Origin of the sequence: Maridesulfovibrio sp. (assembly GCF_963676065.1) — a bacterium.
Lineage (GTDB): Bacteria > Desulfobacterota > Desulfovibrionia > Desulfovibrionales > Desulfovibrionaceae > Maridesulfovibrio.
In genome coordinates, this window is record NZ_OY780933.1 from 1,216,408 (window position 1) to 1,232,677 (window position 16,270).

Consider the following 16,270-nt stretch of genomic DNA (forward strand, 5'->3'; position numbering starts at 1 on the left):
ACAAATGGATAGATGATAAAGGTTTTAGGCTGCCGGATGCAAAATATTTTATTCAAAAAAGAGCATGGCGTGCCCAATCTAATCCCTGCGGGATAATTAAATCCCGCAGGGTATAATGGAAGACCGGGCTTAGGATGCGCGGGCTTTTTCGAGTTCTCCGTTACGGTTGAATATACCTTCCATCATGAGTGCCAATGCTCCGTCACCAGTGACGTTGCAGGCGGTACCGAAGCTGTCCTGAAGGGCGAAAACCGCCAGCAGCAGGGCAACACCGGCCGGGTCGAAGCCGAGTACGCCGACGACGATACCGAGGGAAGCCATAACGGTTCCTCCGGGAACACCGGGCGCGCCGATGGCGAAGATACCGAAAAGCACAATGAACAACGCCATAGTGCCAACAGAAGGCAGGCTGCCGTAGAGCATCATGGAGATGGTCATGGCAAAAAAGGTTTCAGTGAGCACGGAGCCGCAAAGGTGGATGGTCGCGCCAAGGGGAACCATGAACTCAACGGTATCCTTGCCGAGGACCTCGGATTTGCTCGCGCATTCAAGAGATACCGGCAGGGTCGCCGCGCTGGACATGGTACCAACGGCGGTAAGGTATGCCGGTGGATAGTGTTTGAAAACTTCAAGGGGATTACGTTTGGAGATAATGCCCGCAAGAGTATAGAGCAGACTCAGCCAGATGAAGTGACCGATAAGGACGATGACAATAACTTCCATAAAAACGGGAAGCTGTTTAGTCAGGCTGCCTTCGTAGGCAAGTCCTGCAAAGGTGGCTGCGATGAAAAAAGGCAGCACGGGAATAATGATACGGCTGACTACCTGCATCATGATATTTTCAAATTCACCGAGCAGGTTTTCAAAGGTTTTGGCTTTAACCCAGATGGTGGCAATGCCGAGAATAACGGCGGTAATCAGCGCGGTCATGACTGACATGATCGGCGGAATGGACAATTGGAATACAACCTTGGGCAGTTCACGCAATCCTTCTATCTGAGTCGCAATGGAAAGATGCGGAATAAGTATATATCCGGCTACAGCTGCCATGGTTGCGGCCCCTGCTGCGGACAAATATGCCAGACTTACGCCGACACCGAGCATTTTGGATGCGTTTTGTCCCAGTCGGGTGATCGCGGGTGCGATGAAAGCAAGTATCACGAGGGGAACAGTATAGAAAATGAACTGTCCCATTACGTATTTAGCAGTAACTACAACTTCCATTATAGCATGGTTGGCAAAAAGGCCTATGCCGACACCGATGGCGATACCGATAAGCAATTTTATAATCAGCCCGAATTCTTTTAACTTTGAATCATTCGACATTTTCCACTCCTTTGTCAGGACCCTGCCGGACCCCTGAAATTATCCGGCAGCACCGTGGTCCGTATTAAAATTATTTTACCGCAACAGCCTCGATTTCAACCAGAGCACCGAGAGGAAGATTGGCTACCTCAAAGCAGCTTCTTGCCGGGAAAGGTTCCTCAAAATAGGTTCCGTAGACTTCATTGATAGCGGCGAAATCTTCGATGTTCTGGATGAGAACAGTGGTTTTGACCACATTGTTCATTTCAGAACCGGCTGCTTCGAGTACGTATTTGAGATTGTCGAGAGACTGTTTCGCCTGTGCCGCAGGTCCTTCAGGCATTTTGCCGGTTTCGGCGTTAACAGGCAGCTGTCCGGAGGTGAAAATCATATTTCCGGCTTCAATGGCGTGTGAGTAACAGCCGACAGCTGCGGGGGCTTTTTCACTTACAACTACTTTTTTCATTGTTAATCTCCTGTATGGTATTTTTGTATCGGTTTAAAAACATCCTTCATGTTCTGATGGATTTGGATATATCGATAAGAAAATCGCACGTCAATAAAAAATTATTCAAATGCGAAAAAATTATTAAAGATAGACTAAAAAATTATCGTTTTTGGGCTTGTTTGTCGTATTAATAAAAATAATGCTCTTAAATTCATGAAAACATAATCATATGTAGTTTGTTTTGTGTAAACGAAAAAACCGGACCAAACCCAGGTTGGGTTTGGTCCGGTTTTAAAAAGTACCAGCGACCGCAGAGCGGCTGTTATTACTTGTCGTTTATTTTCTGCAGGTAACGGTAGACCGTGGCCTCGGAAACAACCAGATGCTTCGCTACATCTTTTATGGCCCCTTTGAGCATGAAGACTCCACGTTCATTAAGGGTTGAAACCACATCCATTTTTTCATCGGATGTCATACGTTCCGGCAGGATGTTTGTGTCGGAAATTACGTTCACTATCAGTGATTCCGTAAGATCTTCCATGGATTTGGGGAAGGTTTCGCTATGCTCTTCAGTGTGAGCTGTGTTGAAATCTTTTTTCTTAACTGAGTGGTTAAATCCGGAACTGCTGATAACTTTATTAATCAGATCCCGGGCGGCAAGTATATCGGAAGTGTCCATGTTCAGGCAGAGCATCCCCAGCAGTTCGCCTTCTGAATCCTTGATAAAATATGTTGCGGAATGGAGTATGTTTCCGGTCCGTCCTTCGGTGGTGTAGCCCATCACCCAGTCTTTCTCGAGGTAGACCTTCTCCACCAGAAATTTAAGGGCTAAATCCGTAAGCGGAGCGCCTATCCCGCGCCCTGATATATGCTCGTTTGCAATAGCAAGTACAGATTTTTCCTTACTTGTTGTGTCGTGCAGCACGACTTCACAATTATCGCCCAGAAATGTTCCCAGAAATTCAACAAAAGGGATATAATGGTCGATTGTGTTTGGCTTAGATTTTGATTTAACGCTTCCCGGCAAGATTTTCTCCCAAGTAATAACTTTTTATCAGCTGCATAATTTTTTGTACTCATGATAAAAAAATTGTCAATCATCCAGTTGTAATTATAAAAAAGGACCGGTTTTTGGCGCAAATCTTGTGCTGTATTTTTGCAGGAAGCCACTGTATGTTGTAAATGATCCAGCAACGATTAACACGGACGAGTAGAAATCGAACATGACCATAGATAAATTCGACTTTGACGCAACTCTGCTGACTATAAATTTTGCGACCCGGCTTTTGGCCATGGAAGTTGATCCCGATATCTTAACTGACCGGGTTGTTGAAACTTTTTGCGATCTGGGAAATTGTCAGGACGCGACTTTGATGATGTATGATGAATACCGTGAACTCAAAGGTGTGGCCGCTTCCCTCAAACAACGCAGGGTTATTATCAATGAGCATATTCCGCTGAATAAGGCCATGCTGGAAGCAGCTCAATCTTTGAGACCGGTCGTTCGTCCTGTCTGCGATGATTCCATTTACCCCCTGCCCTCGGAATGCTGTGAAACTGATAAAACCTGCCTGTGTGTTCCGCTGGTGGGATCGCGTGACCGTGTTCGGGGATTTGTGACCCTTTACCGTCCGAAGGATCAGCAGTGGGAAGTTTCAGAACTTTTCCAGCTTAGCATTGTTTCCACTGTTGCCGCTATTTCCATCGAAAATTCCAGACTTTTTCGCCAGACCATCGAAGACAGTCTGACCGGATTATATATGCGCCGTTACCTGTTCATCCGGTTGCGTGAGGAAGTGCAGCGCTTCAAGCGCAGGGGAGGGCCGCTTTCGGCAATCCTGATCGATGTGGATAATTTTAAATTGGTAAACGATAATTACGGTCATGCCACCGGGGATGTAGTTCTGCGCGCAGTGGGGCAGATCATGTACGATTGCAGCAGGCAGGGTGTGGACCTTCCTTGTCGCTATGGCGGGGAAGAATTTGTAATCCTGATGCCCGGATCGGAGAAAAAAGAGGCGGAAATTGTCGCGGAAAGGATTAGATCCGCCTGCGCAGTTAAAGAAATTAATACTCAGGAAGGGGCCGTGAATGTAACTCTTAGTTGCGGAGTAGCCTCAATTGAGGAATGTGAGGAACCCTCCGCCGGAGAACTCCTTAAGATTGCTGATAAACGGCTCTATTGTGCCAAGGAATCAGGACGTAACCGGGTGGTGTGTCAGTAACCTGATTATTTAAAAAGTTTTCCCGCCCACGCTCATTACAAGGCCTACGCCGAGTTGACCGCTTTCAGCGGTTGATGAACTTCTCCTTTTCCGGAAAATCCTTGCGGTCTTTCCTATAAATTAAAAAAGCGGTGGGCGTTTTCTGAACAGGCTTTCCATAACTCATTTGTTTCCATGCCTTTTAGCTCTGCAACTTTGGCGGCAGTGAAAACGATAAACGCCGGTTCGTTGCGTTTCCCGCGCCATGGCTCCGGTGGCAGGAACGGGCAGTCCGTTTCCAGCACCATGCGGTCTAGCGGGATGGATTTCACTGCTTCCTGTACAAGTTCATTCTTTTTATATGTAACAGGGCCGGGAATGGAAATATACCAGCCGTGTTCAATAATGCGCTGCGCTGTTTCAGTCTCACCACCGAAGCAATGCCAGAGCAGCGGTTTACCGGACCAGCCGAAATCTTCCAGTACTTCAAGGGTTTCGGCATGGGCATCGCGGCTGTGGATTATTACCGGAAGGTTCAGCTCTTCCGCCATCTTGAGCTGCTTGCGGAAAACTTCTTTCTGCACATCGTGCGGAACACGTTCCCAGTAAAAATCCAGACCGATCTCGCCTACGCCTTTCAAACGCGGATCGGCTTTGAACGCTTCACGCATGGATTCGATGTCTTCTTCACAGAATTTGTCGGAATCATTGGGATGTACGCCCATCAGAAAAAATATTTCCGGGTGATTTTCGAAAAGATCTTTGTTCGCGTGGTAGGCTTGCGGTCCCAGAAAGACGTTGCCGATTTTATCGACTCCGCATTCTTTGGCTCTTGCCAGCACTTCCGGCAGGTCTTCACGGAATTCTTCCAGATCCAAATGGGCATGGGTTTCCACACCGGGAATATTGATGCCCACACTTTGGGGCAGGGCTCTTTTTTTCTTTTTCTTAGCCATATTTTTTTGGGGTGATGTGTTTGCTTTTTATGATGGAACAGTTTGTTTTTAAGGAGAAAGCTTTTAAAAATTGTCCCAGATATTCAAAACAGCTTTTTCCTGTTCTTTTATCGTATATGAACGGATGGTCTGTTGCCCTGCTTCCAGAGCGCTGTCAAGAAGGGGGCCGCCGTCGCGCCATAGACTGAGGGCTCTTTCCAGATTGAAAGCCGCGTCAAGTACGTCCGCATCCGCAGACCAGAAACCGTTGCCGGACCATGGGACTTCACGCAGCGGCCACCATGGCTCGAAGGTAGCTCCTTCAAGCTGGCGCATATAATCCCAGCCGCCGAAACCGGAAAACCCGACAGGTATGCAGCCGGATGCAAGGGCTTCAAGGGGCGGCAACGAAAAGCCTTCCGGGAAACCTGAGGCAAGGAAGATATGGCAGGAGCGCAGTGTTTGGGCCACGCCTTCGGCATCCATTCCGGCAATTTCCACCCACCTGACCGCTGAGCCGGGATTGCGTGATTCAAAAATAGATTTAATCTGGCTGACCATCGCTTTGTTCTTGCGCGGCATGTAGGCGATGCGAATCTTGCCGGAGGGCTTTTTCTCAGGTGCATGAAACAGATCGGTATCGATGCCCGGACGCAGAATGGGGGAAGTTGTTTTTACTGTTTGCTGCATAAACCATTGTACCGGATGGGAAACAGCCAGAAAGGAAACAGGAAGACCTGCCCATGAAACCCCTTCCGGCAGGGAAGAAAACAGATAGGCCCAGTTCTGACAGTAAACGACACATCTTGCCCCGGCGTTAAGCCCCGGTGCCAGACTGTTTACCCACCCCTCGGGTACAAGCCATATATCTTCCGGTTTAAGGCTTACTTCGTCCCAGTGCACGGGGGCGGGGTATCCTTCAGCAAGCGTCGGCATCCAACTGCCCTTTTCACGCATGACAAGCTGAACATCCTTACCGTGACGGGCGAGGATTGATGCAATCTGACAAAAAACCGTGATTCCCCCGGTCGGTTTGCGAACCGGAGGTATGAATATGTATGTTCTCATAATTTGTTTTCCTCGCCGGAACATACAACCGTTTTCACCGATTGAAAAGCAGACCCCGAAATGCACCATTCCTAACGCAAGAAGCGGCGTAACCTATCATATAAGATAGATTTAAATTCTGAAAAAAGCGCGTGGCACATCCAATTCATCCATGATAATGAAGTTATGTGACTAACGAATCTCAATATATCATCAACGGCCTGATGGAACAGGAATTTCTGCTGCCGGACCTTTTGAACAAGGTTCCTGTAGGAGTTGCCGTGCTGGATATCGAGGGTCGGGTAAGGCTGGTCAATCGAGCATGGCAGACCCTGACCGGCGCTGATCCCGATGCCATGCAGGGGTTGAAATGTTATCTCGGGCTGCGCTGTGATTATTGCTTCAAAGGCTGTCCGGTCATGGCTGATAAGGCCGATTTTCAGACGGTTTCAGTTGATGCCGATATTATTGACCGCACACGGACTAAAATTCCCATCCGGCTGAATCTTTCGCCTATCGTGAACAGCGACAAGGTTATCTCCGGATATGTGGAAACAATTCAGGATATCCGGCAGGTTGCGGAGTTAAGCATCTCGGCCAGCAAGGCATATTCATTGGGAGGCATGATCGGCACAAGCCCGGAAATCGTCAAGGTTTTCAATATGGTCCCTTCCATAGCGGGGACGGATTCTTCCGTTCTTATCACCGGGGAAACAGGGACCGGTAAAGATGTTCTCGCCGAGGCGATTCATAATGCTTCCGACCGTGCAGGAGCGCCGTTTATCAAGGTAAATTGCGGGGCGTTGCCGGAAACACTGCTGGAGTCGGAACTTTTCGGGCATGTTAAGGGCGCCTTTACCGGAGCCAATGAAGATCGCCCCGGACGGATTAAGCTGGCCCATAACGGCTCTTTCTTCTTGACTGAGATCGGCGATCTGCCGCTGTCTCTACAGGTAAAATTGCTTTCATTTCTGGATGATAAGATTGTATATCCCCTTGGGAGTACCCGCGGCTTTAATGCTGATGTACGGGTTATTGTCGCTACCCACCGCGATCTGAAGAAAATGGTTCAAGAGAAAACATTTCGTTCAGACCTGCTTTTCCGGTTAAACGTGGTGCACTTGCATCTGCCGCCTCTGCGTGAACGTGGCGAGGACATTCTGCTGCTTAAGAATCATTTCCTTATGAATTACTGCAGTAGGTTCAATAAAAAGATATCAGGATTTTCCAGAAATGCGGCGAAAATATTATCTGCCTACCACTATCCCGGCAATGTGCGCGAACTGCGTAACATAGTGGAGTATGCCGTTAATTTTTGTGATCGTGATGTTATCCGCTCCAGCCATTTGCCGGCTTATCTTACAGAGCAGGATATCATGCGTTCGGTTGCGGAAATTCCGCAACCAGAGCGCGAGCGGGCAGCTCCGGCTGAATACAGATCACCGGAAAGCTGGGGTGAGGCGGAAAAGCAGTTGATCATGGGCGCTTTGGTCAAATGCGCTGGACGTAAAGGAGAAGCGGCTGATCTTCTCGGCTGGTCCCGCTCTACTCTCTGGCGTAAAATGAATAAACACTCCATCAGTGGATAGCTAATGCCGCACAAGATAATGATTCCCTTGCATAACGATGAGGTTGCCCCCCGTTTTGATCTGGCAAAAGATGTCCTGCTGGCTGAATTTCGCGCCGAAGGTGAAGTTGACGAACGTATTATTGTTCTGCCGCAGGCTTCAGCTGATGATCTATGCGCATTGGCTACTTCCCATAATACAGATGCGGTTATCTGCGGCGGCGTTGACGATGAGCATTATCAATACCTGAAATGGAAGGGTATAGAGGTTTTTGATGATGTCATCGGTCCGGTGAAGGCTGTGATGCAGGGCTACAAAGATGGGAAACTCTTCAGCGGCGCTAATTTTTATACACTTCAGTCTTAGATATTTATCCTCCAAATATAAGCATTAATCACAGTGCTTACATTCTTTTTGTTTAAAAATGTTTCATATTGTCTCTTCACTCCAGTTTCAAATTGTTTCAAATTGCTTCAGACCCTTCGTTAAAAAAAACTTCATATAAAATTAACGCTCTGTTATACCTGAAATTATTTTATCTGGCATGCCCGGTGCTTAGTGGAAAAACGTTGTATAGGCTGAATTCCCAGCCGGCAGCAAAGACAACGTTTTAATACATGAAAATAATGATTGTTGAAAAAGACTCGGAATTTCGTGAGCACCTTGTTCTGCGCCTCAGGAAGGAAGGATTGCAGGTGACTGAATCCGGATCACTGGACGAAGCTGAAAAATTAATCAGCGTTGATGGCCTGGACGGTATCGTGCTGGGCCTGTCCGGATTCGGCCGGAGTTCACTGAAATTCATGAAAGACATTTCAGCAATTGTTCCTGATTTGAAAGTTGTTCTAATCAATAGGCACAATATGATTCCGCTTTCCATAGAGGCTATGAATCTTGGAGCATGTGCTGAAATTTCAGTTCCGGTGGATATTGCCGCATTGGTCAAAAACCTGCGTAAAGTATGCGCATAGGCAAAATAGAGATCAAAATGTCGACCGGAAAACCTGCATAGGGGGAAAATGTGAAAAATTTTAAAGTTAAAGATTTGATGATCCCTGTTGAAGAATACAACCGGGTTACAAAGAAAACCACTTTGTTTGAAGCATTGCTGCATCTTGAGCAGCTTGATGAAGAGCAGAAGCAACTGCATCCGCATCGAGATCTGCTGGTGGAGGATGAAGAAGGAAACATTGTAGGCAAGATCACCATGCTGGATATTTTCAAGCATATGGAGCCGGCTTATTTTAAAATGGATAACAAACACTCTCCCAATTCCTTGAACACGGATTTTGTTCAAAAGATTTATCGCGATTTTAACCTTTGGTCCGAGCCTCTAGACAGCTTGTGCCGCAAGAATGCGGTAGCGACAGTTGAAGAGATTATGCATAGGCCCGAAGGGGCGGAAATTCTTGATGAAGACGACTCCATCGATAAGGCCCTGCACGCTTTTGTGCTAGGTGTTCACCAGCCCCTGCTGGTCAGGAAAAATGGTCGTATCACCGGGGTTATTCGCCTCGGCGATGCCTTTGACAAAGTTAGAAGTGCTGTCCTCGCTTGCGAGGGCGATATAGCCTAATCGTATAGGAGCGAAACTCATGAGTGCTGAAATTGCAACTAAGCCCGGATTTGATTTCAAGAGGATGTTCTTCCTGCTGCTGGGAATATCCCTTTTCGCCATTGTCTACTATTGTCCGGCATGGCCGGATGCAATTGATCCCGGCGGGCAGCATTTTGTTTTATCCAAAGAAGCTAAAGGTGCCATCGGCGTCTTCCTTCTGGCGGGTACGTGGTGGGTGTTTGAAGTAGTCCCTATCGGGGTGACCTCCCTGGCCATCGGCGTGTTGCAGGCCATGTTTTTCATCCGTCCGGCCAAGGTGGCCTTTAAGGATTTTATGGACCCTTCAGTCCTTTTTATCTTTGCTTCCATCATGATCGGTCTTGTCTTCACAAAAACCGGACTGACCAAGCGTCTGGCCTATAAGATGCTTATTATCGTCGGTGAAAAGACCAGCCGAATTTATCTGGGTGTATTCGTTGTAACCGCACTGTTGACCCATGTTATGGCTCACACCGCTGTTGCTGCGACCGTTTACCCGTTGCTGCTGGCCATTTATTCCCTCTACGGGGAAGGTGATAAGCCCACCAAGTTCGGTAAGGGCCTTTTTATCGGCATGGCTTTTGTGGCCGGTGCCGGATCTATCGTAACCCTGCTCGGAGCAGCGCGCGGAGCAGTAGCTATCGGGTTTTACAACCAGATTCTTGGCAAGGATATCACCTTTTTTGAACTCACTTATTATATGGCACCGATAGGCTGGGCCATGGTCTTTCTGCTTTGGGGATTCTTCATGGTTTTTCTGAAGCCGGAAAAGGACGTTATCCCCGGTCTGCGTGAAAAGGCCAGAGAGCTTAATGATCGGATGGGGCCGCTTTCCCGTGATGAAAAGCTTGCTGCGGTCCTCGTCGGCGGAGTTATCGTGATCATGAGCCTGCGGTCTTTTATTCCTGAATTGAAGGCCATCGATAAGACTTCCATTATTCTGATCTCATCTATTTCATTCTTTGTTTTCAATATTCTCGACATCAATGATCTTGAAGATATTCCCTGGAATATCATTTTGCTCTTCGCGGGTGCCATGTCCATCGGCTTTTGTCTCTGGGATACCGGCGCGGCGAAGTGGATGGCGGTCAATTGGCTGATCCTTTTTCAGGAATCAAGCGGATTTGTTTTCATTATGTCCATCGCCTTTTTTGTAATGATTATGACCAACTTTATCATGAACGTGGCGGCGATAGCCATATCGCTCCCGGTGGCTCTGGTTATCGCGCCTTACCTTGGCGTGGCTCCGGAAGTGATCCTCTTTGCAGCCCTTGTTGTTGCCGGTATGCCCTTCCTTCTCCTTGTCGGTGCGGCTCCCAACGCAATCGCTTACGATTCCAAGCAGTTCACTACCGGGGAGTTCTTTATGTACGGTGTCCCCGCAAGTATTCTGCTTATGGTTGTAACCGGCATTTTTGTTAAGTTTATATGGCCCCTTATGGGTATGCCTGTAAGCTTGCCGGGTTAGCTATATACAGGTATAAGGAAAAATTAAATATAGGGGCAGGACGGTTACGGCAAGGCATGCCGGAGCCGTCCTGCTTGAATAAACCCTGTTTCCGGTTTCCGCCTACGACTTCCGGTACTTAACTAAAAAGCGAGAAGGATTTATGAAACAGCTGAATAAGCTCATTGATCATGTTGCCAATCGTGTGAACATCAATCTGCGCGAGCCCCTCGTGGATGTCCGTCCTTACATCAAGGATTTGCTCCCCGAGGATAGCTTTGCCCTCTACTACGCATTCTATTCCCTGACCAACACTCATCCGCTTATGTTCAACTTCCGCCATTCCAGTATCGGCGGAACTTATTTCCTTGGTAAATGCAAGGTGAACCACTCCATTCTTTATAAGAGTGACATCCGTGGTGACGAGTTGAAGAGGAAAGGGAGCATTGTCGAGATTAACGGGCAGAAGATCAAACTCCGCGATGATGAAGTCATTAAGATTCGCGACAGTTTTTTGATGAAAACACTTGTCCACAACAACTCTCATGATCCTGAAAATCTTGAGTGTTTCAAAATCTCAAACACAGTATCCCTGCATTACGCAAACATCCACGGAACTTCAGTTGAAGGCTGCTTTCTTGAGCCTTTCTCATCTGTGGACCTCTCTATCTGCCACGACTGCGCAGTAGGTGCATACTCCTACGTGCAGGCAGGTGAGCTATCCCATAAACGCATCAAACCAGGCCGGGTATGGGTCAAGTCCGATGGAGCGTTTGAATTCAATTACCAGTTCCCGAAAGAAGTCCTTTCCAAATACATTCGTATGGAAAACAACAGACCCAAAGGAATTTTTATGGATTTCTTTGACGAGCGTAAAGAAGACTTCGTGCCCATCTATTCTTCAGTTAAGCCTGAGGCGCTGGTTTTTGTCCCCGACGGAGCTTCCGTAAGCCCTTACGCAGTTATCAAGGGTAATTGCAAAGTAGCCAAGAATGTTCTCGTGGCTCAAAGGGCCTACATTGAAAACTCCGATCTCGGCCCCGGTGCGAATGCACAGGAAAACTGTTACATTATCAATTCTGAATACGAAGGCAATGATGTTACCGCCCACGGCGGCAAGGTCATCTACTGCTGTCTCGGCAAGCAGGTCTTCGTTGGTTTTAATTCTTTTCTCAATGGTAAAGAGAATGCTAAAATTGAAATCGGCTCCGGATCGATTATAATGCCTCACACTATAATCGATTCATCAGAGCCTATTAAAATACCGGACAATTCTCTTGTCTGGGGCTATGTAAGCAAACAGGAAGATCTCGAAATGCACTCGATCCTACTTTCTGATTTCGCTGCCATTAAGGGACAGTTCCGCCTCGGTAATCTGACCTTTGAAGGCATCGGATCCAAGTTTGTTGACGGCTTCAGGCACCGCATCGAACATATTCTGGAATGCAACGGTGCGTTCTGGGACGGTTCTGAAGAAACAGCGGGCCATTCCCAGCAGACTCAGGACATATCCTTTAATATCCTTCAGCCTTATCCTGAAGGAGATTTGCAGGGACTTTATCCGGAATTGACAATCGACCCGCTGGTTCCCAGTGATCTTTAAAATTACGTTATAAATTAAAGCTCACAGGTTCCACACACAAAAGGCAAAAGGAGATAAACCGTGCCCAAAACTATGTCACAGGCGTTGCAGAAGAACCTACTTGGTAATTCTCCCGGCTGGTACAAACTGACTATTATCGGCTTTCTGGTGTTCAACCCCATTCTTCTGGCTACAGCCGGACCGTTTATTACCGGATGGGTGCTGATCGGTGAATTTATTTTCACTCTGGCCATGGCTCTCAAATGTTATCCTCTGCCCGCAGGCGGGCTGCTCGCCATTGAGGCAGTGGCTCTGGGAATGACTTCCCCGGATACTGTGTACAAGGAAACCCTGCACAATTTCCCGGTTATTCTGCTGCTGATGTTCATGGTTGCAGGTATCTATTTTATGAAAGACATGCTGCAGTATGTTTTCACCAAGATACTGACCAAAATTAAATCCAAGGTCGTTATTTCTTTACTGTTCTGTTTCGCAGGCGCATTCCTGTCCGCATTCCTTGATGCGTTGACGGTTACAGCGGTTATTATCGCCGTCGCCTACGGTTTTTACGGGATTTATCACCGGTTTGCCTCTACGGGTAAATGTACAATTACCGATGATTCATTGCTTAAAGGCGATTGTGTCGATCACCTTGCCGAATTCCGCGGTTTCTTAAGAAATCTGCTTATGCACGGCGCTGTTGGTACTGCTCTCGGCGGGGTATGCACCATTGTCGGTGAGCCGCAGAACCTGCTCATCGGGCACGTAATGGAATGGCACTTTATGGAATTCTTCCTTAAAGTCGCCCCTGTTTCCATGCCCGTTCTGGCCGTAGGATTACTGACCTGTCTCATGCTGGAAGTCACCGGTATTTTCGGGTACGGTTTTCAGCTGCCGCAGAATGTAAGAGAAATTCTTGAAGAAGAGGCTCGCAAAAACGATGAGGAAATGAGCCTGAAGAAAAAGGCGGCCCTGTTTACTCAGGCCTGTGCTGCTGTCTTTCTGATTCTCGCACTGGCTCTGCATCTCGCAGAGGTCGGGCTGATCGGTCTGGCTATCATCGTTGCCCTGACCGCGCTTAACGGCATCACCGAAGAGCATCAGATCGGTCATGCATTTGAAGAGGCTCTGCCTTTTACCGCTTTGCTGGTTGTTTTCTTCGCTATTGTGGCGGTAATTCACGATCAGCATCTTTTCGCCCCGATCATTCACTATGTGCTTGCTTTGGAAGGTAAAGTTCAGCTGGCGGCATACTACCTTGCCAACGGCGTGCTTTCCATGATTTCGGATAATGTGTTCGTCGCAACCGTATATATTTCCGAAACCCTGAAGGCATTTCAGGAAGGCATTATCGACCGTCAGCAGTTCGATCTGCTCGCAGTTGCCATTAACACCGGAACCAATATCCCCAGTGTCGCAACTCCTAACGGTCAGGCCGCATTCCTGTTCCTGCTGACTTCCGCCATTGCGCCTCTGATCAGGCTTTCATATGGCGAAATGGTCAAGCTGGCCTTTCCCTACACGGTCACCATGTCTATTACCGGTCTTGCCGCTGTGTGGTACTTCCTGTAGCGATCAGCTTACTAAATCCTAACAGATTAAATCCCCCTGCCGTATTTTCGGCGGGGGGATCTTTAATTATGTATGGTGAACGAAAAAAAAATAACATATAATAAAAATAGGATTAGCGTCATTGTCCTTGCCGTCAAGGTGCCAGTCCTCTGTTCGGGGAAAAGCTATTCTCTGGAGCAGGATGTTTTTTCGCTCAAGAGGAGATTTAAGGAGTTGTGATGTCTGAAAGCGGGCAGGTCATATTAGAAAATATAGCCGTGGCGGCAGTATATTGGGGAATATCATACCTTAACTGGCTGATTTTCCGCGGTGTAGGTGTTTTGCCTATGCCGGTATGGCCGGCGGCCGCAATCGCGATTATTGCCGCTTTATATCGAGGCTGGGCCATTGCTCCGGGCATTGCAGTCGGCACCATTCTGGCCAATCATTTTTTATTGGGTGCTTCGTGGCCTTTCTCTTGCTGCATCTCGATTATGAATACCTTGGGACCGATTCTGGGAGCAATGTTGATTAAAAGGAAAAGCGGCGGAAGGGTCTTTTTCGGAACCCCCGGAAATATTGCTTTCGGAATAGTTGTCGGGATTGTGTTTGTTCCGTTGCTGACGGCATTCGGCGGCGTGGGCAGCAAATATATGTTTGGTCTGGTCACTGATGATAAAGTCTTCACTTCAATCATCCGCTGGGCGATGGCTCATGGTTTGGGGACCTTCTTTTTCGGTATTCCCGTTTTAGCCTGGCTGCAAAGCAGAGGTAGACATGAATTATAGCAAAAAGCCCGGACGATCCATGTTGCTGACTTTTGTTATGCTTGCTGTTGCTCTTTGGTGTGTGGAAGCCTTTTTTGATTTTACCTGGTTTGAGGCTGAACCAAATAGCTTATTCCATAGTTTTTTTCCTGCGGATGATCCTCATGAAATGTTTGTACGCACGCTGATGGTTAGTGCGGTCATTTTTTGCGGAGCGATAGTTTCTTTTCTGTATGGCCGTGCTGTTCATTCTGAGAAAGAGGCTTTGGAAAGTGAAGAAAACCTGAAGACTCTGTTTAATTCCATCGGAGATGCCGTTATCGCCACTGATAGGCAGGGAATTGTGGTCAGGATGAATCCGGTGGCCGAAAAACTTACCGGGTGGACCATAGAAGAAAGCAGGGGGACAGCCCTGACCGATATTTTTAACATTGTACATTCCGTGACCAAGCATCCGTGCGAGAATCCCGTGGATAAGGTTCTCAAATATAAAAAGGTGGTAGAACTCACTGATCACACCACTCTGATATCCAAAAACGGAGAGCATTATCATATTGCCGATTCCGCAGCTCCGGTCTTAGATGAAGAGGGCAGCATAACAGGTACGGTTCTTGTCTTCAGGGATGTGTCAGATGAATATCTGCGCCGTGAAGAATTGCGTAAGTTGCGTAATTACCTTTCAAATATAATAGATTCCATGCCGTCAATCCTTGTCGGGGTGGATGCTGAAGGCAAGGTTACGCAATGGAATATGACTGCGGAAAAAATTACCGGGGTTTCATCTGCCGACGCGTATGGCAAATCTCTTGTTTCCGTGTTTCCGCGCATGAGTTCCGAGATGGATAAGATAAGAAAAAGTATCCAAACTCGCCGTGCCATGAGCGAAGAGCGTAAACTCAGACATGTTGACAGTGATGTCCGTTATGAAGATCTGACGATTTTTCCGCTTGTGGCTAACGGTGTTGAGGGTGCGGTTATCCAGATTGATGACGTCACTGAACGTTGCAATATGGAGCAGATGATGATTCAGACTGAGAAAATGATGTCCGTGGGAGGTTTGGCTGCCGGGATGGCTCATGAGATAAACAATCCTCTTGCGGCGATTTCCGGCAATGCCCAGAATATTGTCAACCGTATCTATAAAGATCTGGACATGAATCGTCTCGTTGCCGCTGAATGCAACGTTGAGCTGGAGAATTTACGGGACTACCTTTCCCGCAGGGAAATTCCCAAGATGCTGAACGGTATATCCGACTCATGTAACCGCGCAGCTTCCATTGTGACCAATATGCTTCGGTTCAGCCGTAAAAGCAAAAAGAGATTTACTAAATGCAATCTGCCGGAATTGCTGGATAACACTATCGATCTGGCGGCTAATGACTATGACCTCAAAAAGGAATATGATTTCAGGAAGATTAAAATCATTAAAGAGTACAGCCCCGATCTTCCAAGAGTGCTTTGCGAAGAAAACGAAATTCAGCAGGTTTTCCTGAATCTCTTGAAGAACGGCGCACAGGCTATGATGGAAAAGGATTATGTTGATGACACTTCCCGTTTTATCCTCCGGCTAAAACAGGAAGACCAGATGGCAGTTCTGGAAGTAGAGGATAATGGACCGGGTATGGAAGAGGATGTGCGTAAAAGGGTTTTTGAGCCTTTTTTTTCCACAAAAGGCGTCGGGCAGGGAACGGGTCTTGGACTTTCAGTGTCTTTTTTCATTATAACAGATCAGCATAACGGGGAAATGGAAGTGAATTCTGTTCCGGGGAAATGGACCCGTTTCGTAGTTAAAATACCCATCTCTGGTAGGGAGGCATAG

General features: G+C 47.5%; 15 protein-coding genes. 10 read left to right on the top strand and 5 right to left on the bottom strand.

Translation table 11 applies throughout. The annotated features are described in order from the left end of the window. Positions 1 to 129: 129 nt before the first annotated feature. From ACKU35_RS05455 to ACKU35_RS05465, 3 genes are all read right to left on the bottom strand, one after another. A complete protein-coding gene (locus ACKU35_RS05455; RefSeq protein WP_319763900.1) occupies positions 130 to 1,326 on the bottom strand; it encodes a dicarboxylate/amino acid:cation symporter in 1,197 nt (398 codons plus the stop codon). A 70-nt stretch (positions 1,327 to 1,396) separates the two neighbouring features. Then, a complete protein-coding gene (locus tag ACKU35_RS05460; protein ID WP_319763902.1) occupies positions 1,397 to 1,771 on the bottom strand; it encodes a RidA family protein in 375 nt (124 codons plus the stop codon). 307 nt (positions 1,772 to 2,078) lie between these two features. Further along, positions 2,079 to 2,780, bottom strand: coding sequence for a PAS domain-containing protein (locus ACKU35_RS05465; protein ID WP_319763904.1), 702 nt, complete (start codon positions 2,778 to 2,780; stop codon positions 2,079 to 2,081). A 196-nt stretch (positions 2,781 to 2,976) separates the two neighbouring features. On the opposite strand from ACKU35_RS05465, the gene ACKU35_RS05470 reads away from it, so the two are divergent. Then, on the top strand, positions 2,977 to 3,978 hold the full coding sequence (locus ACKU35_RS05470; RefSeq protein WP_319763906.1) for a sensor domain-containing diguanylate cyclase: 1,002 nt from the start codon (positions 2,977 to 2,979) through the stop codon (positions 3,976 to 3,978). 113 nt (positions 3,979 to 4,091) lie between these two features. Here ACKU35_RS05470 and ACKU35_RS05475 read toward each other — a convergent pair whose 3' ends face one another. Both ACKU35_RS05475 and ACKU35_RS05480 read right to left on the bottom strand, forming a co-directional pair. Then, positions 4,092 to 4,913, bottom strand: a complete 822-nt coding sequence (locus ACKU35_RS05475; protein WP_319763908.1) for a TatD family hydrolase — start codon at positions 4,911 to 4,913, stop codon at positions 4,092 to 4,094. 63 nt (positions 4,914 to 4,976) lie between these two features. Beyond that, the gene (locus tag ACKU35_RS05480; protein WP_319763910.1) at positions 4,977 to 5,960 is read right to left on the bottom strand and encodes a glycosyltransferase family 1 protein; all 984 of its coding nucleotides are present in this window, start codon (positions 5,958 to 5,960) and stop codon (positions 4,977 to 4,979) included. Between the two features lie 203 nt (positions 5,961 to 6,163). Between ACKU35_RS05480 and ACKU35_RS05485 the strand changes: the two genes are divergently transcribed. The 9 genes from ACKU35_RS05485 (at position 6,164) to ACKU35_RS05525 (ending at position 16,270) form a co-directional block, all read left to right on the top strand. Then, positions 6,164 to 7,528 carry a sigma-54 interaction domain-containing protein gene (locus tag ACKU35_RS05485; protein WP_407944204.1) on the top strand — a complete coding sequence of 455 codons (1,365 nt, stop codon included), beginning with the start codon at positions 6,164 to 6,166 and terminating at the stop codon, positions 7,526 to 7,528. 3 nt (positions 7,529 to 7,531) lie between these two features. Continuing rightward, positions 7,532 to 7,873, top strand: coding sequence for a dinitrogenase iron-molybdenum cofactor biosynthesis protein (locus ACKU35_RS05490; RefSeq protein ID WP_319763913.1), 342 nt, complete (start codon positions 7,532 to 7,534; stop codon positions 7,871 to 7,873). 251 nt (positions 7,874 to 8,124) lie between these two features. Further along, positions 8,125 to 8,478, top strand: coding sequence for a response regulator (locus ACKU35_RS05495; RefSeq protein ID WP_319763915.1), 354 nt, complete (start codon positions 8,125 to 8,127; stop codon positions 8,476 to 8,478). Between the two features lie 50 nt (positions 8,479 to 8,528). Then, the gene (locus ACKU35_RS05500) at positions 8,529 to 9,083 is read left to right on the top strand and encodes a CBS domain-containing protein (protein ID WP_319763917.1); all 555 of its coding nucleotides are present in this window, start codon (positions 8,529 to 8,531) and stop codon (positions 9,081 to 9,083) included. A gap of 19 nt (positions 9,084 to 9,102) precedes the next feature. Beyond that, entirely contained in the window at positions 9,103 to 10,572 is a 1,470-nt protein-coding gene (locus ACKU35_RS05505; RefSeq protein ID WP_319763919.1) for an SLC13 family permease, read from the top strand. A 142-nt stretch (positions 10,573 to 10,714) separates the two neighbouring features. Further along, positions 10,715 to 12,154: a transferase gene (locus tag ACKU35_RS05510; RefSeq protein WP_319763921.1), complete on the top strand. Its 1,440-nt coding sequence runs from the start codon at positions 10,715 to 10,717 to the stop codon at positions 12,152 to 12,154. A 60-nt stretch (positions 12,155 to 12,214) separates the two neighbouring features. Beyond that, positions 12,215 to 13,705: a sodium/proton antiporter NhaB gene (gene nhaB / locus ACKU35_RS05515; protein ID WP_319763923.1), complete on the top strand. Its 1,491-nt coding sequence runs from the start codon at positions 12,215 to 12,217 to the stop codon at positions 13,703 to 13,705. 218 nt (positions 13,706 to 13,923) lie between these two features. Next, complete coding sequence (locus tag ACKU35_RS05520; protein ID WP_319763925.1) at positions 13,924 to 14,472, top strand: MASE1 domain-containing protein; 549 nt, start codon at positions 13,924 to 13,926, stop codon at positions 14,470 to 14,472. After that, a complete protein-coding gene (locus ACKU35_RS05525; protein WP_319763927.1) occupies positions 14,462 to 16,270 on the top strand; it encodes a PAS domain S-box protein in 1,809 nt (602 codons plus the stop codon). Before ACKU35_RS05520 ends, ACKU35_RS05525 begins: the two co-directional genes overlap by 11 nt.